The organism is Streptomyces sp. NPDC042371 (genome assembly GCF_056437465.1).
Genome location: NZ_JBWKAP010000009.1, coordinates 62246 through 82749, shown reverse-complemented (window position 1 = coordinate 82749; position 20504 = coordinate 62246). Strand labels below are relative to the sequence as shown.

18 protein-coding genes are annotated in these 20504 nt (G+C 72.0%); 10 read left to right on the top strand and 8 right to left on the bottom strand.

Annotated elements, in window-relative coordinates; all coding sequences use genetic code 11:
* Positions 1-87: 87 nt before the first annotated feature.
* Both AC068B_RS27060 and purB read left to right on the top strand, forming a co-directional pair.
* Positions 88-957 (top strand): TauD/TfdA dioxygenase family protein, encoded by an 870-nt coding sequence (locus tag AC068B_RS27060; RefSeq protein WP_468566924.1) that lies wholly within the window; start codon positions 88-90, stop codon positions 955-957.
* A 130-nt stretch (positions 958-1087) separates the two neighbouring features.
* Positions 1088-2530 (top strand): adenylosuccinate lyase, encoded by a 1443-nt coding sequence (purB, locus tag AC068B_RS27055; RefSeq protein ID WP_478674240.1) that lies wholly within the window; start codon positions 1088-1090, stop codon positions 2528-2530.
* Positions 2531-2618: 88 nt separating this feature from the next.
* Here the strand turns inward: purB and AC068B_RS27050 are convergent, their stop codons facing one another.
* From AC068B_RS27050 to AC068B_RS27040, 3 genes are all read right to left on the bottom strand, one after another.
* Positions 2619-3455: a SigB/SigF/SigG family RNA polymerase sigma factor gene (locus AC068B_RS27050; RefSeq protein WP_478674239.1), complete on the bottom strand. Its 837-nt coding sequence runs from the start codon at positions 3453-3455 to the stop codon at positions 2619-2621.
* A gap of 236 nt (positions 3456-3691) precedes the next feature.
* A complete protein-coding gene (gene lysA / locus AC068B_RS27045) occupies positions 3692-5086 on the bottom strand; it encodes a diaminopimelate decarboxylase (RefSeq protein ID WP_478674238.1) in 1395 nt (464 codons plus the stop codon).
* Positions 5087-5117: 31 nt separating this feature from the next.
* Positions 5118-5480, bottom strand: a complete 363-nt coding sequence (locus AC068B_RS27040) for an SAV_915 family protein (protein WP_478674237.1) — start codon at positions 5478-5480, stop codon at positions 5118-5120.
* A gap of 343 nt (positions 5481-5823) precedes the next feature.
* Between AC068B_RS27040 and AC068B_RS27035 the strand changes: the two genes are divergently transcribed.
* From AC068B_RS27035 to AC068B_RS27015, 5 genes are all read left to right on the top strand, one after another.
* Complete coding sequence (locus tag AC068B_RS27035; protein ID WP_478674236.1) at positions 5824-6612, top strand: GNAT family N-acetyltransferase; 789 nt, start codon at positions 5824-5826, stop codon at positions 6610-6612.
* 167 nt (positions 6613-6779) lie between these two features.
* Positions 6780-8630 (top strand): methylmalonyl-CoA mutase family protein, encoded by a 1851-nt coding sequence (locus AC068B_RS27030; protein WP_478674235.1) that lies wholly within the window; start codon positions 6780-6782, stop codon positions 8628-8630.
* The gene (gene scpA / locus AC068B_RS27025) at positions 8630-10831 is read left to right on the top strand and encodes a methylmalonyl-CoA mutase (RefSeq protein ID WP_478674234.1); all 2202 of its coding nucleotides are present in this window, start codon (positions 8630-8632) and stop codon (positions 10829-10831) included. Before AC068B_RS27030 ends, scpA begins: the two co-directional genes overlap by 1 nt.
* A 19-nt stretch (positions 10832-10850) precedes the next feature.
* Positions 10851-11843, top strand: a complete 993-nt coding sequence (gene meaB, locus AC068B_RS27020) for a methylmalonyl Co-A mutase-associated GTPase MeaB (RefSeq protein ID WP_478674233.1) — start codon at positions 10851-10853, stop codon at positions 11841-11843.
* A gap of 32 nt (positions 11844-11875) precedes the next feature.
* The gene (locus AC068B_RS27015; RefSeq protein WP_478674232.1) at positions 11876-12949 is read left to right on the top strand and encodes an enoyl-CoA hydratase/isomerase family protein; all 1074 of its coding nucleotides are present in this window, start codon (positions 11876-11878) and stop codon (positions 12947-12949) included.
* Positions 12950-12970: 21 nt separating this feature from the next.
* Here AC068B_RS27015 and AC068B_RS27010 read toward each other — a convergent pair whose 3' ends face one another.
* The 3 genes from AC068B_RS27010 to AC068B_RS27000 are packed head-to-tail and all read right to left on the bottom strand — an operon-like array spanning position 12971 to position 15177.
* Complete coding sequence (locus AC068B_RS27010; protein WP_478674231.1) at positions 12971-13426, bottom strand: hypothetical protein; 456 nt, start codon at positions 13424-13426, stop codon at positions 12971-12973.
* Positions 13427-13486: 60 nt separating this feature from the next.
* On the bottom strand, positions 13487-14233 hold the full coding sequence (locus AC068B_RS27005) for an ABC transporter permease (RefSeq protein ID WP_478674230.1): 747 nt from the start codon (positions 14231-14233) through the stop codon (positions 13487-13489).
* A 2-nt stretch (positions 14234-14235) separates the two neighbouring features.
* Entirely contained in the window at positions 14236-15177 is a 942-nt protein-coding gene (locus tag AC068B_RS27000; protein ID WP_478674229.1) for an ABC transporter ATP-binding protein, read from the bottom strand.
* 109 nt (positions 15178-15286) lie between these two features.
* On the opposite strand from AC068B_RS27000, the gene AC068B_RS26995 reads away from it, so the two are divergent.
* From AC068B_RS26995 to AC068B_RS26985, 3 genes are all read left to right on the top strand, one after another.
* Positions 15287-16504 carry a sensor histidine kinase gene (locus AC068B_RS26995; protein ID WP_478674228.1) on the top strand — a complete coding sequence of 406 codons (1218 nt, stop codon included), beginning with the start codon at positions 15287-15289 and terminating at the stop codon, positions 16502-16504.
* A gap of 14 nt (positions 16505-16518) precedes the next feature.
* On the top strand, positions 16519-17181 hold the full coding sequence (locus AC068B_RS26990; RefSeq protein WP_356252595.1) for a response regulator transcription factor: 663 nt from the start codon (positions 16519-16521) through the stop codon (positions 17179-17181).
* A 97-nt stretch (positions 17182-17278) separates the two neighbouring features.
* The gene (locus tag AC068B_RS26985) at positions 17279-18436 is read left to right on the top strand and encodes an ROK family transcriptional regulator (RefSeq protein WP_478674227.1); all 1158 of its coding nucleotides are present in this window, start codon (positions 17279-17281) and stop codon (positions 18434-18436) included.
* A gap of 22 nt (positions 18437-18458) precedes the next feature.
* On the opposite strand, the gene AC068B_RS26980 is transcribed toward AC068B_RS26985, so the two are convergent.
* Both AC068B_RS26980 and AC068B_RS26975 read right to left on the bottom strand, forming a co-directional pair.
* Complete coding sequence (locus tag AC068B_RS26980; protein WP_478674479.1) at positions 18459-19220, bottom strand: GntR family transcriptional regulator; 762 nt, start codon at positions 19218-19220, stop codon at positions 18459-18461.
* Between the two features lie 306 nt (positions 19221-19526).
* Positions 19527-20417, bottom strand: coding sequence for an RNA polymerase sigma-70 factor (locus tag AC068B_RS26975; RefSeq protein WP_478674226.1), 891 nt, complete (start codon positions 20415-20417; stop codon positions 19527-19529).
* Positions 20418-20504: the final 87 nt, after the last annotated feature.

Genomic DNA, 20504 nt, shown 5'->3' with positions numbered 1-20504 from the left:
CACGCAGTCACCCCGGGGCCGCGCCACGGCCCCGGCACCTGTGCACCACCCGGACACCCCGACCCCCCGCAACCCCAGGAGGACCCTGTGGAGCAGTACGAGCTTGACGCCCTCGAAGCCATCACGACCAGGCCGCCGAGGGAGTACCGGGAGATCTCCGTGGCTCCCCTGACCCCCGTCATCGGCGCCGAGGTCTCCGGCGTGGACCTCGGACAGCTGTCCGAGACGCAGCTGGCCGAAGTCAAGACTGCCTTCCTCGACCACCACGTCCTGGTCTTCCGCGACCAGGAGATCACCGACGAGCAGCACAAGCGCCTCGCCGGGCACTTCGGTGAGCTGCGCCCGGTCAACCCCCCGCCGCCGGAGGGGGACCCGTACGTGCTGGAGATCAAGACCAGCTCGGCGGCGGCGAACGTCGCGGGGAACGCCTGGCACGCGGACGGCACCGCGGACGCCGAGCCCTCCCTCGGTTCGATGCTCTACATCACCGAGACGCCCGAAGGCGGGAGCGGTGGCGACACGCTCTTCGCCAACATGCACCTGGCCTACGAGATGCTCTCCCCCACCTGGCGCGGCCTCCTCGACGGCCTGACCGCCGTGCACGACGGCTACCAGAGCTTCCGGGGCTACACCGTGCCGTCGAACTACGAGGTCCCGGTCAACGAACACCCGCTCGTGGTCCGGCACCCCGAGACCGACCGCCCGATCCTCTATGTGAACCAGGCGTACACCTCCCGCATCCCGCAGCTGTCGGAGGACGAGAGCCGTGCGGTGCTCGACATGCTCTTCGCCCTCGTGCCGAACCGCGCGATGCTGACCTGCCGCGTCCGCTGGGCCCCGAACACCCTGGTCTTCTGGGACAACAGGTGTGTCCAGCACCATGCGACGTACGACTACTACCCGCTGACCCGCTACGGCCGTCGCGTCGCGATCAACGGGGGCCCGCTGAAGGGCTGACCGTCGCGTGCCGGGCCGCCCACGGGGCGGCCCGGGCGCCGAAGTGACCGGCCAGGCGTCTCTGACCTGGAGGTTCCTACACATGAGGATGGTTCGGAGCCTGTAGGGACGCCCGGTAAACTCCGTACACGTGACTGCCGCGCCCGCAAAGCCCCGTATCCCGAACGTCCTCGCCGGACGTTATGCCTCCGCCGAGCTCGCCACCCTCTGGTCGCCCGAGCAGAAGGTGAAGCTGGAGCGTCAGCTCTGGCTCGCCGTGCTGCGCGCCCAGAAGGACCTCGGGATCGAGGTTCCCGACGCCGCCATCGCCGACTACGAGCGCGTGCTCGACCAGGTCGACCTGGCCTCGATCGCCGAGCGCGAGAAGGTCACGCGCCATGACGTGAAGGCCCGCATCGAGGAGTTCAACGCCCTCGCCGGGCACGAGCACGTCCACAAGGGCATGACCTCGCGCGACCTGACCGAGAACGTGGAGCAGCTGCAGATCCGGCTCTCCCTGGAGCTGATCCGTTCCCGTACCGTCGCGGTCCTCGCCCGGCTGGGCAAGCTCGCCGGTGAGTACGGCGAGCTGGTCATGGCGGGCCGCTCCCACAACGTCGCCGCGCAGGCGACGACGCTGGGCAAGCGCTTCGCGACCGGCGCCGACGAGCTCCTCGTCGCCTACCGCCGCCTGGACGACCTGCTCGGCCGCTACCCGCTGCGCGGCATCAAGGGCCCGGTCGGCACCGCCCAGGACATGCTCGACCTGCTCGGTGGCGACGCCGCCAAGCTGACCGACCTTGAGCAGCGCATCGCCGGGCACCTCGGCTTCGACAGCGCGTTCACCTCCGTCGGCCAGGTCTACCCCCGCTCGCTCGACTACGAGGTCGTCACCGCCCTGGTGCAGGTCGCCTCCGCGCCCTCCTCGCTGGCCAAGACGATCCGTCTGATGGCAGGCCACGAGCTGGTGACCGAGGGCTTCAAGCCGGGCCAGGTCGGTTCGTCCGCGATGCCGCACAAGATGAACACCCGCTCCTGCGAGCGCGTCAACGGCCTCACCGTCGTCCTGCGCGGCTATGCCTCGATGACCGGCGAGCTGGCGGGCGACCAGTGGAACGAGGGCGACGTCTCCTGCTCCGTCGTGCGACGGGTCGCCCTGCCCGACGCGTTCTTCGCGCTCGACGGCCTCCTGGAGACCTTCCTGACCGTGCTCGACGAGTTCGGTGCCTTCCCGGCGGTCGTGGCGCGCGAGCTGGACCGCTACCTCCCCTTCCTCGCCACCACCAAGGTCCTGATGGCCTCGGTGCGCGCGGGCGTCGGCCGCGAGGAGGCCCACGAAGCCATCAAGGAGAACGCGGTCGCCTCCGCGCTCGCGATGCGCGAGCAGGGCGCCGAGCGCAACGAACTGCTCGACAAGCTCGCCGCGGACGAGCGGATCCCGCTGGACCGCGCCCAGTTGGACGAGCTGATGGCCGACAAGCTGTCGTTCACCGGCGCGGCGAGCGACCAGGTCGCCACGGTCGTCGGGCAGATCGAGGCCCTGCTGAAGGAGCACCCGGAGGCCGCGGCCTACACGCCGGGCGCGATTCTGTAACTCCGGAGCCGACGGCCCGCATCGAGATGGCCCGGCCCGCCCACCGATCGGTGGGCGGGCCGGGCCATCTCGTGCGCCGGGGCCCGGGTCAGGCCGCCCGGGCGGCCGGGGACCCGTGGTCGGCCTCGGCGCGCACCCGGGCACAGCTGCGGCTGATCAGGCGCGAGACGTGCATCTGGGAGATGCCGAGCTCCTGCGCGATCCGGCTCTGCGTCATGTCCTCGAAGTAGCGCAGGTACAGGATGGTCCGCTCGCGCTCGGGCAGCTTCCGCAGCCCCCGCTTGGCCGCCTCCCGGTCGGTGATGACGTCGTACGCCGCGTCGGGCGCCCCCAGGGTGTCGGCGAGGCTGAACCCGTCGGCGTCGGCGGACGAGATCTCGGCGTCCAGCGACAGGGCGCTGTAACCCTCCATGGCCTGCATGCCGTCCCGCACCTCGTCCTCCGTCAGCCCCGCGTGCGCGGCGATGTCGGCGGTGGCGGGCTCGGGTCCGCTGCCCGGCATGTCGCGGAGTTCGCGGCGCGCGACACGGACCTTGTTGCGCAGGTCCTGGACGCGCCGGGGGACCCGTACGTCCCACATCCGGTCGCGGAAGTGCCTGCGCAGTTCGCCGGTGATGGTGGGCACGGCATAGCTCTCGAAGGCGCCGCGGCCGGGCTCGTACCGGTTGACGGCCTTGACCAGGCCCATCGCGGCGACCTGCCGCAGGTCTTCCAGGCTCTCGCCCTTGTTGCGGTAGCGGGCGGCCAGCCGGTGGGCCATGGGCAGCCAGGCCCCGACGATCTCCTCGCACAGGACTTCCCGCTCCGGCCCGTCCGCGAGGGCGGCGAGCCGGGCGAACTCCTCGGCGGTGTCCGGTGCGTCGTGGTGGGAGTGCCGGGCCGCCGTGCGGCGGCGGGCGGAATGGTCAGTGAGGTTCGTGAGCATCAGTTCGCTCCTCAACGGTGCGCCGACATGGACCGCGAGAAACGGGGCGCCCCGGCATCAGGCATCCACCAGGGGCAGACACACCGCTCCCGCGAACGCGCCTCCTGTCCGAAGCACGACATTCGCCTGCCCTTGCGATCCGGCACCAAACAGGTGTCCACACAAGGCAGTCGAGAACGCCCCGCAGCACGGTGCGGTCGGCCCGCCGCATCACTCCCCTCTCCTGGTGCGGGCCGCTACAGACCCACGTCCCTGCTCCGGAAGTCCTCCAGCGACTCCCGGCGGACCAGCAGCCTGGCGTGCCCGTCGGCCACGGCGACGACGGGTGGGCGGCCGACGAGGTTGTACCCGGAGGCCATCGACAGGTGGTACGCCCCGGCGGCGGGGACGCCGAGCAGGTCCCCCGGCCGTACGTCGCCGGGCAGCGGGACGTCCGAGGCGAGGATGTCACCGGCCTCGCAGTGCCGTCCGACGACGGTCACCGCGGCGGGCTCGGCCGTGGAGCGCCGTCCGACCAGCCGGGGCACGTAGCGCACGCCGTAGAGGGCCGGACGCGGGTTGTCGCTCATGCCGCCGTCGACGGCGACGAAGGTGTGCCTGGCGGTGCGCTTGACCGCGAGGACCCGGTAGAGCGCCACTCCCGCCGGGCCCGCGATGGCCCGCCCCGGCTCCACGATCAGGCGGGGCACCTGCAGACCGGCCACCGCACAGCTCTCGACCAGCTCGGCCCGCACCCGGCGGGCGAGCGCGGGAACGTCGAGCGCGTCCTCGCCGGGTCGGTACGCGATGCCGTGCCCGCCGCCGAGGTCCAGTTCGGGCAGCGTGAGGCCGTGCTGGTCCTTGATGCGGGCCATCAGCCCGACCATGCGGCGCACCGCGGCGAGGAAGGGCTTCTCCGTGGTGATCTGCGAGCCGAGGTGGCAGTGCAGGCCCACCAGTTCGAGCGTCGGCTGGCCCAGGATGCGGGCGACCGCGTGCTGGGCGGAGCCGTCCGCGAGCGAGAGGCCGAACTTCTGGTCGTCGGTGCCCGTGCGGATCTTGGCGTGTCCACCGGCTGCGATGCCGGGCACCACCCGCACCATCACCTTCTGGCGGCTGCCCGGCGGCACGGCCGCGGCAAGCCGGGCGATCTCCGACGCGCTGTCGATGACGATCCGGCCCACGCCGAGCCGGAGGGCGGCCCGCAGGTCGTGCGGGCTCTTCGCATTGCCGTGCAGCACGATGCGCTCCGCGGGGAAGCCCGTGGTGACGGCGAGCTCCAGTTCACCGGCGGAGCACACGTCGAGGCCCAGCCCCTCCTCCTCCATCCAGTGCGCCATGGCGCGGCACAGGAACGCCTTGGCGGCGTAGAGGACTTCGGCGTCCGGGAAGGCCTGCCGGTAGGTGCGGCAGCGGATGCGCACGTCGGTCTCGTCGATGACGTACGCGGGGGTGCCGAAGCGCTCGGCGATGTCGGTCAGCGGGACACCGCCGACGGTGAGGTCGCCGTGGGCCGGTGCCGTGGTGGTGGGCCAGACGGACAGTTCGGCGTCGGGCCGTTCGGCGTCGGGCGGGGTGACGGGGGCGGGGGCCGGGACAGGGCGCGCGGCGGGGGCCGGTGCCGGGAACGGGGGTACGTGCAGTGTGGTCATGACAGCTTCTCTCTTCGCCTCGACTTCGTCCTCAGCCGTTCCGCGAGGTCAGGGCACCCACCAGGGCGAACCTGCCCTGTCGGATGGTGGTCGCCCGCGGCGGGGCGACGGGGTGGGCGGCGAGCCGCGGGTCGACGGTGACCTCGCTGACGCCGAGCGGCTCGGCGAGGGACCGCAGCGCCGGTTCGGAGAGCCTGATCCACGCCTGTCGGGGGCCGAGAGCCGCGCTCAGGCGGCGTGGGGTCGTGAAGGCGACGACGGTGCGTCCGCCGACCGGTGTGCGGAACAGGCGGGCGACGCAGCCCGCGGGTCCCGGCCGGACGGGGACGAACAGTGGTCCGGCCGGGCCGGGTTCGCAGGGCTCGGGGTCCTCGTCGCAGAGACGCTCGACCATGGGTTCCTCCGGTGGGGACAGCAGGGAAGGAAAGGGACACCGCGGGTTCGGTCGGAAGCCGACGGCATACGGTGACGTTATGCCCGGCACCGGGTGTCAACCGACCCTCCATGACGAGACGTTGACGGAACGGTGCAGCCCTCTGACGCGTTGCTGGCGCCGGAGCCCGCCCGGCCGTCAGGGAAACGTCGAAACCACCGGTGCGCTCTTGAGCGAACGGTCCCGGCCCAGTTGGATGTGGGGCAGAACGGGAACCCGGCGCCGAGGCAGCCGGTCACCGGCCACGGTCCCGCGGACCGGTGCACCCGGTTCACTCGAAGGCCTCACTCCGAAGGAGCGTCTGATGATGCAACTTCCCCCGCACCACCTGCCCGCCGTGCCCCGCTGGTTCGCTCCCGACTCTCCCGGGCCCGCGTCCCTGCCCGAGCACGTCGCCGCCACCGGCATCGGCCGGTGGTGGGCCGACCGTGCCCTGGATCCGCGGGCCGTGGCGGTCTCGTGCGCGGGCCACGTGCTCCTGCGCGGCGATCCCGGCAGTGTCGCGCCGGATCTGCTCGCTCCCTTCGCGCACAGCCACGTCGAGGCGCCCGCCCGCTTCCTCCCGGTGCTCGGCGCCGCCTTCGACCGCCTCGTACCGGCCGAACGCATGGTGTACGTGCATCGAGAACCGGTGCCCGCGCCGCGCACGCCGCGGGGAGTGACCGTGCGCCGCCTGACGCCTTCGGACGCGCCCGCGCTCGCCGCCCTCTCACCGGAGTCGGCGTGGATCCATGACAGTTGGGGCGGGCCGGAGGGGCTCGCCGCGTCCGGGCACGGCTGGGCGGCGGTGGACCGGGACGGCCAGGTCGCCGCCGTGGCCTGCGGCTACTTCACCGGACAGACGTACGAGGACGTGGCCGTGCTCACCACGCCCGAGCGCCGTCGCGAACGCCTCGGTCTCGCCTGTGTCACCGCCCTGTGCGCCGACATCACCGCACGCGGCCGGAGAGCGAGCTGGTCCTGCAGCCGGGACAACCGCCCCAGCCGCCTGCTGGCCTGGACGGCGGGGTTCCGGCTGCAGCGGGAGTACGTGCAGTACGTCACTGGAAAGGCGCTCGCCCCGCCCCGGGCCTCCACCGACGTCCCGGCCTGACACACCGCTGCCGCGATATCTGCTGCGATGCCCGACTTGGTGACCGGTTCGATGCCTGCGGCAAGCAATAGCCGTCCGCTCGTTCGAGATCAAGAGCGACCGGAAGAGGGCAAGGTCACAGCCATTCATGGCACCGCGTGCCATGGGTTGCGCCCTAGCATCGGGGCATGACGGTCCTGCCTGACGACGGGCTTTCGCTGGCCGCCGAGTTCCCTGATGCGACCCATGAGCAGTGGCACCGCCTTGTGGAAGGCGTGCTGCGCAAGTCGGGTAAGGACGTATCGGGCACGGCCGCAGAGGAAGCGCTGTCCACCACCCTCGAGGACGGGCTCACCACCCGCCCCCTGTACACCGCGCGCGACGCCGCGCCCGACGCCGGTCTCCCCGGCTTCGCCCCGTTCGTCAGGGGGTCCGTTCCCGAGGGCAACACCCCGGGTGGCTGGGACGTCCGGCAGCGGTACGCGAGCGCCGACCCCGCGCGCACCAACGAAGCCGTCCTCACCGACCTGGAGAACGGCGTCACCTCCCTCTGGCTGACCGCGGGCCCCGCAGGCCTGCCGGTCTCCGGCCTAGAGCGGGCCCTCGACGGCGTCTACCTCGACCTGGTGCCCCTCGCGCTCGACGCGGGCGACCAGACCGAGCCCGCCGCCCGAGAGCTGCTGCGCCTGTACGCGGCCGCGGGTGTCGCCGACGACGCGGTGCGCGGCACGCTCGGCGCCGACCCGCTCGGGCACAAGGCCCGCACCGGGGAGAAGGTGACCTCCTTCGAGGGCGTCGCCGAACTGGCCCGGCTGTGCGGCGAGCGCCATCCCGGCCTGCGCGCCCTGACCGTGGACGCCCTGCCGTACCACGAGGCGGGCGCCTCCGCCGCGCAGGAGCTCGGCGCCTCGCTCGCCACGGGTGTCGAGTACCTGCGCGCGCTCCACGACGCCGGTCTCGGCGTCGACAAGGCCTTCGCGCAACTGGAGTTCAGGTACGCGGCCACCGCCGACCAGTTCCTCACCATCGCCAAGCTGCGCGCCGCGCGCCGCCTCTGGGCGCGCGTCGCCGAGGTGTCCGGGGTCCCGGCGGCCGGGGCGCAGCGCCAGCACGCGGTGACCTCACCGGTGATGATGACCCGCCGCGACCCGTGGGTGAACATGCTGCGGACCACCGTGGCGTGTCTCGCCGCGGGCGTGGGCGGCGCGAACTCCGTCACCGTCCTGCCGTTCGACCACGAGCTCGGTCTGCCGGACGCGTTCGCGCGCCGCATCGCCCGCAACACGTCGACGATCCTCCTTGAGGAGTCGCACCTGGCGCGCGTCATCGACCCGGCGGGCGGCTCCTGGTACGTGGAGCGGCTCACCGACGAACTGGCGCACGCCGCCTGGGAGTTCTTCAAGGAGATCGAGCGCGCGGACGGTCAGGCCGCGGCCCTGCGCTCCGGCCTGGTCGGCGACCGGATCGCCGCGACCTGGGCCGAGCGCAAGAAGAAGCTGGCCCGGCGCCGCGAACCGATCACCGGCGTCAGTGAGTTCCCGCTGCTCGCGGAGCGCACGGTCGAGCGCGAGCCCGCGCCCGCCGGACACACGGGCGGTCTGCCCCGGGTGCGCCGCGACGAAGCGTACGAGGAGCTGCGCGCCCGCTCGGACGCCCACCTCGACGCGACCGGCGCCCGCCCCAAGGTGTTCGTCGCCGCGCTCGGCCCCGCCGCCGCGCACACCGCGCGGGCGACCTTCGCCTCGAACCTCTTCATGGCGGGCGGGGTCGAGGCCGTGCACGACCCGGTGTCGGTGGACGCGGAGTCGGCCGCCGATGCGTTCACGGCGAGCGGGGCGACGGTGGCGTGCGTCTGCTCCAGCGACGCGCTCTACGCCGAGCAGGCCGACGCGGTCGCGCGGGCCCTGAAGTCGGCGGGCGCGCTACGCGTGTTCCTCGCGGGCCGCGGGGAGTTCACCGACATCGACGAGTACGTCTTCGCCGGCTGCGACGCGGTCGCCGTGCTCACCTCCACCCTCGACCGCATGGGAGTGGCGTAATGCGGATCCCCGAGTTCGACGACATCGAGCTGGGCCCGGCCGACGGCCCGGCCCCATCGGCCGAGCAGTGGCACGCCGCCGTGAAGGAGTCCGTGGGCAAGTCAGAGGCGGACCTGCTGTGGGAGACGCCCGAGGGCATCGCGGTCAAGCCGCTGTACACCGGGGCCGACGCGGAGGGCCTCGACTTCCTGGGGACGTACCCGGGCGTCGCGCCGTATCTGCGCGGCCCGTACCCGACGATGTACGTGAACCAGCCCTGGACGATCCGGCAGTACGCGGGATTCTCCACCGCCGAGGAGTCCAACGCCTTCTACCGCCGCAACCTCGCGGCCGGGCAGAAGGGCCTGTCGGTCGCCTTCGACCTGCCGACCCACCGCGGCTACGACAGCGACCACCCGCGCGTCACCGGTGACGTCGGCATGGCGGGCGTCGCCATCGACTCGATCTACGACATGCGTCAGCTGTTCGACGGCATTCCGCTGGACAAGATGACGGTGTCGATGACGATGAACGGCGCGGTGCTGCCGGTCCTCGCGCTGTACATCGTGGCGGCGGAGGAACAGGGCGTACCGCCCGAGAAGTTGGCCGGGACCATCCAGAACGACATCCTCAAGGAGTTCATGGTCCGCAACACCTACATCTATCCGCCGAAGCCCTCGATGCGGATCATCTCCGACATCTTCGCGTACACCTCGCAGAAGATGCCGCGCTACAACTCCATCTCCATCTCGGGCTATCACATCCAGGAAGCCGGTGCGACGGCCGACCTGGAGCTCGCGTACACCCTCGCCGACGGCGTGGAGTACCTGCGCGCGGGCCAGGAGGCGGGCCTGGACGTGGACGCGTTCGCGCCGCGGCTCTCCTTCTTCTGGGCGATCGGCATGAACTTCTTCATGGAGGTCGCCAAGCTCCGCGCGGCGCGCCTGCTCTGGGCGAAGCTCGTCAAGCAGTTCGACCCGAAGAACGCCAAGTCCCTTTCGCTGCGCACCCATTCGCAGACGTCGGGCTGGTCGCTGACCGCTCAGGACGTGTTCAACAACGTCACGCGCACGTGTGTCGAGGCGATGGCGGCGACGCAGGGCCACACGCAGTCCCTGCACACGAACGCCCTGGACGAGGCGCTCGCCCTGCCGACCGACTTCTCCGCGCGCATCGCCCGCAACACCCAGCTCCTGATCCAGCAGGAGTCGGGGACGACCCGGACCATCGATCCATGGGGCGGCAGCGCGTACGTCGAGAAGCTCACGTACGACCTGGCCCGACGTGCCTGGCAGCACATCGAGGAGGTCGAGGCGGCGGGCGGCATGGCGCAGGCCATCGACGCCGGTATCCCGAAGCTGCGCGTCGAGGAGGCCGCGGCCCGTACGCAGGCCCGCATCGACTCGGGGCGCCAGCCCGTCATCGGCGTCAACAAGTACCGGGTGGACAGCGACGAGCAGATCGACGTCCTCAAGGTCGACAACTCCTCGGTGCGCGCCCAGCAGATCGCCAAGCTGAAGCGGCTGCGCGAGGAGCGCGACGAGGCGGCCTGTCAGGACGCGCTGCGCGCGCTCACCGCGGCCGCCGAGCGCGGCCCCGGCCAGGGCCTGGAGGGCAACCTGCTCGCGCTCGCGGTCGACGCGGCCCGCGCGAAGGCCACGGTCGGTGAGATCTCCGACGCACTGGAGAGCGTGTACGGGCGGCACGCGGGCCAGATCCGTACGATCTCCGGTGTGTACCGCACCGAAGCAGGCCAGTCCCCGTCCGTCGAGCGCACCCGCACGCTCGTGGACGCCTTCGGCGAGGCCGAGGGGCGCAGGCCGCGCATCCTGGTCGCGAAGATGGGCCAGGACGGCCACGACCGCGGCCAGAAGGTCATCGCCACCGCCTTCGCCGACCTGGGCTTCGACGTCGACGTCGGCCCGCTGTTCCAGACCCCGGCGGAGGTCGCGCGCCAGGCCGTCGAGGCGGACGTGCACATCGTGGGTGTCTCCTCGCTGGCCGCCGGTCACCTCACGCTCGTGCCCGCGCTGCGCGAGGAGCTCGCCGCCGAGGGCCGCGACGACATCATGATCGTCGTGGGCGGTGTCATCCCGCCGCAGGACATCGAGGCGCTGCACGACGCGGGCGCCACGGCGGTGTTCCCGCCCGGCACGGTGATCCCCGACGCGGCGTTCGACCTGGTGAAGCGTCTGGCGGCCGATCTCGGCCACGAACTGTGAGCCGGTGAGTGGCGACCCCATGGCTGTGAAGATCGACATCGATACGTATGTGAAGGGCGTCCTCGACGGGAAGCGCGCGTACGTCGCGCGGGCCATCACCCTCGTCGAGTCGACCCGTCCGCAGCACCGGGCGCTGGCACAGCAGTTGCTGACCGAGCTCCTCCCGCACAGCGGGCGGGCCCGGCGGGTCGGCATCAGCGGGGTACCCGGCGTGGGCAAGTCCACGTTCATCGACGCGCTCGGCACGATGCTCACCTCGCTGGGGCACCGGGTCGCGGTGCTCGCGGTCGACCCGTCCTCGACGCGTACGGGCGGCTCCATCCTGGGCGACAAGACCAGGATGGAGCGGCTCTCGCTGGATTCCGCCGCTTTCGTACGGCCGTCTCCCTCCGCCGGGACGCTCGGCGGGGTCGCCAAGGCGACGCGCGAGTCGATCGTGGTGATGGAGGCGGCGGGGTACGACGTGGTGCTCGTGGAGACCGTGGGCGTCGGGCAGTCGGAGACGGCGGTCGCGAACATGGTCGACACGTTCCTGCTGCTGACCCTCGCCCGCACCGGTGACCAGTTGCAGGGCATCAAGAAGGGCGTACTGGAACTCGCCGACGTCATCGCCGTGAACAAGGCGGACGGGCCCCACGAGCGGGACGCGCGCTCGGCCGCCCGGGAACTGGCGGGCGCCCTGCGCCTCATGCATCCGGCGGACGCCGCATGGACCCCGCCCGTGCTGACCTGCAGCGCCCGCGAGTCGAGCGGCCTCGACACCCTCTGGGAGCGGATCGAGCAGCACCGCTCGCTCCTGGACTCGGCGGGGCGCCTCGCCGCCAAGCGCCGTGACCAGCAGGTCGACTGGACCTGGTCGATGGTGCGGGACGAACTCCTGGGCAGGCTGCGCGGCCACGCGGAGGTGCAGCGGCTCTCCCCCGGCCTCGAACAGCGCGTCCGGGAAGGCACCCTGACGGCCACGTCCGCCGCCGAGCAGATCCTCGACGCCTTCCAGGGCGACCGCCCCTGACCGCGCCCCACGTGAACGGAGCCACCCGCACCATGAACGCCACGCCCGACGCCCCCGCCGACACCGTCGCCGACTCCCCCGTCCTGCTCCGTCAGGAAGGCCGCGCCGGGCACATCGTCCTGAACCGGCCCCGGGCCATCAACGCCCTGAACCACCCCATGGTCCGGATCATGGCGGACGCCCTGGACGCCTGGGAGCGGGACGAGTCGGTGGCGACGGTGGTGCTCACCGGCGCCGGGGAGCGCGGGCTGTGCGCGGGCGGCGACATCCGCTCCATCCACGACGACGTCCGCGCGGGCGGCGTGGCGGCGTCGGCCGCGTTCTGGCACGACGAGTACCTCCTCAATGCGCGCATCGCCCGTTTCCCGAAGCCGTACGTGGCCGTCATGGACGGCATCGTGATGGGCGGCGGTGTCGGCGTCTCGGCGCACGGCGGGGTGCGGGTGGTCACCGAGCGGTCCAAGGTGGCGATGCCGGAGACCGGCATCGGCTTCGTGCCCGATGTGGGCGGCACGTATCTGCTGACGCGGACGCCCGGTGAGCTCGGCACGCATCTCGCGCTGACGGGGACGCCGGTGGGCGCGGGCGACGCGCTGCTGTGCGGCCTTGCGGACCACTACGTGCCGTCGGAGCGGCTGGCGGAGTTCACCGGGGCGCTCGCCGACGCGCACGTGATGGATGTGGTGCGGGAGTTCGCGGCCGCGGCACCGGCCGGTGAGCTGGCGGCCCACCGTGAGTGGATCGACCACTGCTACGCCGCGGATTCCGTCGAGGAGATCGTGGACCGGCTGCACGCCAGTGGTGACCGGCACGCGAAGGAGGCGGCCGAGACGATCCTGGCGAAGTCCCCGACGTCCCTGAAGGTCACGCTGGCCGCGCTGCGCCGGGCGCGTGCGCTGCCCACCCTGGAAGCGGTCCTCGAACAGGAGTACCGCGTGTCCTGTGCCGCGCTGAGCTCGCCCGACCTGCCGGAGGGCATCCGGGCCCAGGTCGTCGACAAGGACCGCAGGCCGCGCTGGTCGCCCTCGGAGCTCTCCGGAGTGACGGACGCGGACGTGGCCCGCTTCTTCGAGCCGACGGGCGCGGTATCGCTCGGCCTCATCTGACGGACTTCACTCGTCGTCGCCTCAGGGCGGGTCCGTCTCCGTGACCACGGCGAGCAGTTGGAACGGCTGTTCCTTGTCCCACTGGGCGACGCCGAGAGCTATCCAGCGTCCGTCCGCCCGCCACAGGTGGAGGTCCGGCACGCAGGAGCTCAACTGGGCCCACGGCTCCGGTATCTCCTCATCCGCGTCGCCGAAGTCCACCGCCACGGTGCGCTCGAAGAGGCTCGCCAGGCTGAACTTCTGCGGTGGCCCCCAGCGGTCGGCGAGGAGCACGGTCAGGGCGTCGCGCTCCGCGTCGTACTGCTCCTCGATGAGCTGCCACCGCGTGCCGTCGTCCTCCCAGAACGTCTCACTCGTCAGTAACTCCGCGATGTGGAACCCGGGCCCCTCAAAGCCGCGCTCGGACCTGCCGTGCTCCGCGGGGAAGTCCCGGGAGCGCAGCAGGTCGATCGCGGCGAGATGCTGTGCGCTGCTCATGACGTCCAGTAAAGCGGGCGCCACTGACAACGCGTCATGCGCCGTGCGTCACGCTGCGCGTCACGCGTCGCGGCGGCGCACCGCCCACCAACCGGCGAGCAGCACGACGGCCGTCCACGCCGCGGTCACCGCGAGCCCGGACAAGGGGCCGACGCTTCCGGTCGGGTTCTCGTGCAGCACCTGCTGTCCCGCCTTGTCCGGCAGGAATCCGGCGGCACCGTCCGCGACGTCGCCGACCACGAACGAGACGATGAGCGTGAAGGGGATGAGGATGCTGAGCACGGCGACCCCGCTGCGCAGCACGGCCGTCAGGCCCGCCGCGAGGAGCGCCATCAGCGCCAGGTAGATGCCTCCACCGACGCAGGCCCTTACGGCGCCCGGGTGGCCGAGCCCGATCGCGTAGTCCCCCATGAAGGCCTGGCTGGTCAGGAAGGTGGCGAAGCTGGTGACGAGTCCGGCGAGCAGGGCGAGGCCGCCGATGACCAGCATCTTGGAGCCGTAGAAGAGCCCCCTGCGCGGTACGGCCGCGAGCGAGATCCGCAGGGCACCGCTCGTGTACTCGGAGGAGACGGCGGTCGTCCCGAAGCTGATCGCCGCGATCTGGCCGAAGTTGAAGGCGTAGAAGGCGTCGAAGAGCGGTTCCGCGTCGGCGTTGTCCGCCTCGGCCTGACCGACGGTCGCGAAGGCCAGTGCGGTGATGGCGATGGTCGCCACGAAGACGATGACGAGCGAGACCAGGCTCGACCGCAGCGACTTGATCTTGATCCACTCTGCGTGGGTGACGGGCAGTACGGCGGAGTTCGCCATGATCAGGCCTCCTGACGGGTGCGGGACGCGGTGCCGGTGGGTGCCCTGAACTCGGCCTCGTCGGCCGTCAGGGCGAGATATGCCTGTTCCAGGGAGGTCTGTTCGTCGGCGAGTTCGAGCACCTGGACCCCGGCGCCCGAGGCGATCGCGCCGATCTCCTCCGCCTTCGCCCCGTCGACCGTCCAGCGGCCGTCGACCGGCTCCCCGAGGACGTACCCCTGGCCGGACAGCAGTTCACGGAGGCGGTCGGGGTCCGTCGTGCGCACGCGGACCCGCGCCTGGCTGTGCGACGCGATGAACGCGGTCATGGGGTCGTCCGCGAGCAGCCTGCCGCGGCCCAGGACCACGAGGTGGTCGGCGAAGGTCGCGGTCTCGTTCATGAGGTGGCTGGAGACGAGCACCGTGCGGCCCTCCTCGGCCAGGCGGCGCAGCAACTCGCGGATCCAGATGATGCCTTCGGGATCCAGACCGTTGGAGGGCTCGTCCAGCATCACGACCTCGGGATCGCCCAGGAGCGCGGCGGCGATGCCGAGGCGTTGCCGCATGCCCAGCGAGAACGTCTTGATCCTGCGCCCCGCCACGGAGGCGAGACCCGACTCGTCCAGGACCTCGTCCACCCGCCGCGCGGGGATGCGGTTGCTGACCGCGAGGGCGAGGAGATGGTTGCGTGCGGTGCGCGAGCCGTGGGCCGCCTGGGCGTCGAGGAGCGCCCCGACGTGGCGCAGGGGTTCGGCGAGTTCGGTGTAGGGGCGGCCGCCCACCGTGGCCGTGCCCGAGGTGGGGCGGTCCAGGCCCAGGACGAGTCGCATGGTGGTCGACTTGCCGGCGCCGTTGGGGCCGAGGAATCCGGTGACCCGGCCGGGGCGGACGCTGAACGTGAGGGCGTCCACGGCGCGGGTCGTGCCGTACTCCTTGGTCAGGTCTTTGACGTCGATGCTGGTCATGGGCATCAGCCTGGCCGTTGGCGTGCCGCCTGGGCTTCCCCCGCCCGGGGAGATCGTCTCCCCCTCACGGGGGAGTCGTGCGGTGCGGGTGGCCTGGCACGATGACGGAATGCCCGGCTTCCTGAGACCCCTGACGCGCGCGGTCACCTACACGCGCTGGCTGCACATGTTCCTGGGGTCGGCCATTGCGTGGGTGTGCGCCTCGATCTATCCGGGGCTCTCCGAGCCCTCGTACGCCGACTGGGTGCTCGTCGGGGTCACCCCCGTCCCCCTGCTGGTGCTCGCTGCCATGGTGCCCGTCATGCGCAGGGCCGAGGGGCTGCAGGCCAGGATGATGCTGTTTCCCGGTCAGCACGCGCGCGTGCCGGGTGGTGAGATCGAGGAGCCCGGCATCTCCGTGGCCCCTTCCGCCTCCTGGCGTGACCGGGTACGGACCGCCGTCTGGCTGGTGTTCCGCCTGGAGCTGGGCATCGCCCTGGTTCATCTGACGGGCCAGCTCATTGGAATGGTCTTCGCCTTGACGGGCGCGAACGACCAGCCTCCGGAGTCGGACGGCCTGCTGCTCACCCCGCCCGACACGGCCTGGATCAAGGCGCCGCTGAGCCTTCTGCTCGTCCTGGCGGAGCTCGGCGTACTGCTGGCGGCGGGCCATCTGATGGCCGTGGTGGCCCAACGCCTGCTCGGCCCCTCCCCCGCCGAACGCCTCGCCGTGATGGAGGAGCGCACCGAACAGCTCCTGGAACGCAACCGCATCGCACGCGAACTGCACGACTCCATAGGTCATGCCCTGACCGTCGCCGTCGTCCAGGCGGGCGCCGCAAGGGCCGCATCCGACCCGGAGTTCACCGCACGGGCCCTGGAGGCGGTCGAGGAGACCGGGCGGGCCGCCCTGGAGGACCTGGAGCGGGTCCTGCGCGTGCTGCGCGAGGACGAGCAGCCCGTGAGCGGACGGCCGGCCCTCACCGACGCCGACCGGCTGCTCCAGTCGGCGCGTGCGTCGGGCGCGAAGGTGGACGTGGAGGTGTCGGGGCCCGTGGAGCGGCTGCCCGGCCCGGTCTCCCGGGAGGGCTACCGCATGCTCCAGGAGGCGCTGACCAACGTCCTGCGCCACTCCGGGCCCGTGCCGGTGCGCCTGCGCATCACCGTGGACGACGGCCGCCTGGTGATGAACGTGCGCAACGCGCTGCCGGGCGCGACCAGTTCCACGGGGCGCGGCGGCAGCGGCCTGCGCGGCATCCGGGAGCGGGCGACGCTGCTCGGCGGGCGGGCCACCACGGGACCGCACGACGGCGAATGGCAGGTGCACGTCGAGCTGCCCCTGCGGTGATCTAGGCTGATCCGATGCCGGTGACCGTGCTCCTCGTCGACGACGAACCCCTCGTACGCGCGGGCCTGCGTGCCGTCCTGGAGGCGCAGCCCGACATCCGGGTGGTGGGCGAGGCGGCGGACGGCGCTGCGGTGATCCCCCTCGTCCGCGAGCTGCGCCCCGACGTGGTCGCCATGGACGTCCGCATGCCGCTGCTCGACGGCATCGAGGCCACCCGCGCGGTGCTGCGCACGGTGCAGGATCCGCCGAAGATCCTGGTGGTGACGACCTTCGAGAACGACGAGTACGTGTACGAGGCGCTGCGCGCGGGCGCCGACGGGTTCCTGCTGAAGCGGGCCAGGCCCGCGGAGATCGTGCACGCCGTGCGGCTGGTCGCCGAGGGCGAGTCGCTGCTCTTCCCTGCTGCGGTCCGGCAGCTGGCGGGCGAGTACGGCGCGGAGCGGGGCAATCCGCAGGCCAGGGACACGCTCGCGAAGGCGGCCCTGACCGAGCGCGAGGCGGACGTGCTGCGGCTGATGGCACGCGGCCTGTCCAACGCGGAGATCGCCGCCCGGCTGATCGTGGGCACCGAGACGGTCAAGTCCCATGTGAGTGCCGTCCTCGCGAAGCTGGGGGCGCGGGACCGGACGCAGGCGGTCATCGCCGCCTACGAATCCGGTTTCGTCTCGCCGGGATGACGCACCTGTGTGAGGCGCAGGCGGGCCCGGCACTCGCCGCCGTACCGTCCTGCGAGTACGATCCGGCCATCATGCGCACGAGCTGGGAGGACGGACGTTGGGGCAGCTGAGTGGCGGGGACCCCTCTCTGTTGCGGCGTATCAACTCCGCGGTGGTGCTGCACGCGCTGCGTGCCGTGGACTTGGCGACGCTCACGGAGATCACCCGCGTGACCGGGCTCTCCCGGCCCACCGTCGAGGGGGTCGTGGAGGGGCTCATCGAGGCCGGACTCGTGGTGGAGTCACTGGCCGAGGACGGCGGCGCACGGCGCCAGGGCCGCCCTGCGCGGAAGTTCCGCTTCCGGGCGGAGGCAGGTCATCTGCTCGGCCTGGAGATCGGTCCGCACCGGGTGGCCGCCGTCCTCTCGGACCTGGACGGCAAGGTGCTCGGAGCGGCCTCCAAGGGTGTCTCGGCGGAGGCGTCCGCGGACGACAGGCTGGAACGTCTGCGGACCGTGGTCGCCGATCTGCTGCGGCGTGCCGGGATCGCCCGCAGTTCGCTGCGTGCCGTCGGGGTGGGCAGCCCGGGCATCCTGGACGCGGACGGCACGGTGCGGCTGAGCACGGCGCTGCCCGAGTGGACGGGGCTTCAGCTGGGCGAGCGGCTGCGCAGGTCGTTCAAGTGCCCGGTCCTGGTGGAGAACGACGCCAACGCCGCGGCTGTCGCCGAGCACTGGCAGGGCGCGGCGGCCGACACGGATGACGTGGTGTTCGTCCTCGCGGGGCTGAGCCCGGGGGCGGGGTCGCTGATCGGCGGGCGGCTCCACCGGGGCTACGGCGGCGCCGCGGGCGAGATCGGCGCGCTGCACCTGCTGGGCAGGGAGGTCACTCCGGAGACGCTGCTCTCCACCACGGGCGAGCCGCTGCACCCCTTGGACGAGCAGGCCGTCGCCGAGGTCTTCGCGCACGCGCGCGAGGGTGACGAGCGGGCGCAGGCCGCGGTGGAGCGGTTCATCCAGCGGCTCGTGCACGACGTGGCCGCTCTCGTCCTCGCCCTCGATCCGGAGCTGGTCGTCGTGGGCGGCTGGGCTGCGGGTCTGGACGGCGTCCTTGAGCCCCTGCACCGGGAGCTGGAGCGCTACTGCCTGCGGCCGCCGCGGGTCGCGCTGTCGATGCTGGGCGAGGCGTCCGTGTCGACGGGAGCGCTGCGGCTGGCGCTCGACCATGTCGAGGAGCAGCTGTTCGCCGTCGAAGGGACCGTCACCGCGCGTCGGTGACGGTCCCTTCGGCCGGGCGGAGTCAGGAGGCGCGGCGCTCCGAGTCGTGGTGGATCTCCACCCCGCCGGAGTCCCCGAACGTGAGGCGGCAGGTGTCCGCCCGGTAGGTGGCCACGGAGACCGCTGCCGTGCGGCCCTCGGCGAAGAAGCGGGTCGTCACGACGAGCACCGGTGCTCCGGGGAGCCGGTCGAGGGCCCTGGCGTCGTCCGCGCGGGCCGAGCCGAGCTCCACGGCCCGGTCCTGCCCTTCGAGGCCGAGCCTGGCGAGCTCGCGCAGGACGACGCGCGCGCGTGCCGCGCCGGACGGCGCGTCCATGCCGGTCAGTTCGGCCACCGACGACGTGGGTACGAAGAGGAGCTCCGCGGCCACGGGCTGGCCGTTCGACACGCGTGTGCGGCGCACCATGTGCACCTGCTCGTCCGCGGCGGTCTCCAGCATCCGGGCCACGTCGGCCGGCGGGACCGCCGGAGCGCAGTCCGCGGGCTGCCAGGCGTCGCCGACCGCGCCCGGCCAGGTGCCCTGCGCGGATCCGACGGCCACGCCCATCCGCGGCGGGGCGACCGTGGTGCCCACTCCGCGGCGGCGCTGCAGCCTGCCTTCGAGTTCGAGCTGTTCGAGGGCCTGCCGGAGAGTGGCGCGGGCGACACCGAAGCGGGCGGCCAGATCGCGCTCGTTCGGCAGGATCTCGCCCACGGCAAATTCGGAGTCGAGCGCCTCACTGAGCACGGTCTTCAGATGCCAGTACTTCGGCTCCGGCACCGTTTCGAGCTGCGTGGTCCCCACCCTGTCCTCCGCAATCGCCGTGACCGGCGGCGTTTTAGCGCCCTTGTTTATTAAAGGTTCCTGCACTATCTCTGCGACCATAGGCCTGCACCCACCCTTGGTCAAGACCAATCCTCGATCCGTTACAGCCTGCACAGGGACGATGCCACAGAGCATTCATCCGGAGTTCGCGCGGGGCCAAGCAGGCGTAATCGGCCAGGCACACATGAACGGCTGGCAAAGATCGCACGACTGAGCCCCCGCCAACCGGGGCGGGGGCTCTGAAGTGCTACGACGCGCCGCCGATGGCGGCGCGGGGCCGGGACGCTACGGAACGAGCGACGCGAGCTTGTCCGGATTGCGGACGATGTAGACGTCCTGGATGAGGCCGTCGGCGACGTCCAACCGGAATACGGAGTCGGCCCTGCCGTCGACCACGATGAAGAGGCACTCCGCGCCGTTCACCTCGATGAAGCGGACGTCCAGCTCGCGCGCGGCCCTTGCCACCTTGCCCGCGGTGCTGTGCAGGAAGCGGCCCACCTTGTCGGCGGAGTGCAGGGTGCGCAGCGGCGCCTTCGACTTGCCGCCGCTGTCGCCGACCAGCCGGACGTCCGGCGCGAGGAGGGACATCAGCCCGTCCAGGTCGCCCTCGGTCGCCGCGGCGAGGAAGCGCTCGGTCAGGTCGCGGCGCTCGGCGGGGTCGACCTTGTAGCGGGGCCTGCCCTCGTCGACGTGCCTGCGGGCCCGCCCGGCGAGCTGGCGCACGGAGGCCTCGGTGCGGTCGAGCGTGACCGCGATCTCGGCGAAGGGGAACCCGAAGGCCTCGCGCAGCACGAACACAGCACGTTCCAGCGGCGAGAGCGACTCCAGGACCACGAGGACCGCCAGGGACACCGAGTCGGCGAGCACGGCCCGCTCCGCGGTGTCCGGGACGGACGACTCCAGTTCGGTGGCGTAGGGCTCCGGGAGCCAGGGACCCACGTACGCCTCGCGCCGGGACTGCAGGTGGCGCAGGCGGTCGATGGCGAGGCGGGTGGTGACGCGCACCAAGAAGGCGCGGGGTTCGCGCACTTGGTCGTGGTCGGACGTCGACCAGCGCAGCCAGGCCTCCTGGACGACGTCCTCCGCGTCGGCCACCCGGCCGAGCATGCGGTAGGCGACGCCCATCAGGACTGGTCGGTGCTCTTCGAAGACGTCGGTCATGCTGTCGGTAGCCACGCTTCTATCCCAGCCCACGGAACAGCGCCTGTCCAGGCACTTTGGCTGCGGCACGCGGCACACTCGGCGCCTCCGGAGACCGGCCTT

Coding starts and splice junctions, on each gene's coding strand:
- AC068B_RS27050 (WP_478674239.1), bottom strand. CDS start 3,455: ATGCTCACGAACCTCACTGACCATTCCGCCCGCCGCCGCACGGCGGCC.
- AC068B_RS27040 (WP_478674237.1), bottom strand. CDS start 5,480: ATGGTCGAGCGTCTCTGCGACGAGGACCCCGAGCCCTGCGAACCCGGC.
- meaB (WP_478674233.1), top strand. CDS start 10,851: ATGGCTGTGAAGATCGACATCGATACGTATGTGAAGGGCGTCCTCGAC.
- AC068B_RS27015 (WP_478674232.1), top strand. CDS start 11,876: ATGAACGCCACGCCCGACGCCCCCGCCGACACCGTCGCCGACTCCCCC.
- AC068B_RS26990 (WP_356252595.1), top strand. CDS start 16,519: ATGCCGGTGACCGTGCTCCTCGTCGACGACGAACCCCTCGTACGCGCG.
- AC068B_RS27035 (WP_478674236.1), top strand. CDS start 5,824: ATGATGCAACTTCCCCCGCACCACCTGCCCGCCGTGCCCCGCTGGTTC.
- AC068B_RS27030 (WP_478674235.1), top strand. CDS start 6,780: ATGACGGTCCTGCCTGACGACGGGCTTTCGCTGGCCGCCGAGTTCCCT.
- AC068B_RS27000 (WP_478674229.1), bottom strand. CDS start 15,177: ATGACCAGCATCGACGTCAAAGACCTGACCAAGGAGTACGGCACGACC.
- lysA (WP_478674238.1), bottom strand. CDS start 5,086: ATGACCACACTGCACGTACCCCCGTTCCCGGCACCGGCCCCCGCCGCG.
- AC068B_RS27010 (WP_478674231.1), bottom strand. CDS start 13,426: ATGAGCAGCGCACAGCATCTCGCCGCGATCGACCTGCTGCGCTCCCGG.
- AC068B_RS26995 (WP_478674228.1), top strand. CDS start 15,287: ATGCCCGGCTTCCTGAGACCCCTGACGCGCGCGGTCACCTACACGCGC.
- AC068B_RS27005 (WP_478674230.1), bottom strand. CDS start 14,233: ATGGCGAACTCCGCCGTACTGCCCGTCACCCACGCAGAGTGGATCAAG.
- scpA (WP_478674234.1), top strand. CDS start 8,630: ATGCGGATCCCCGAGTTCGACGACATCGAGCTGGGCCCGGCCGACGGC.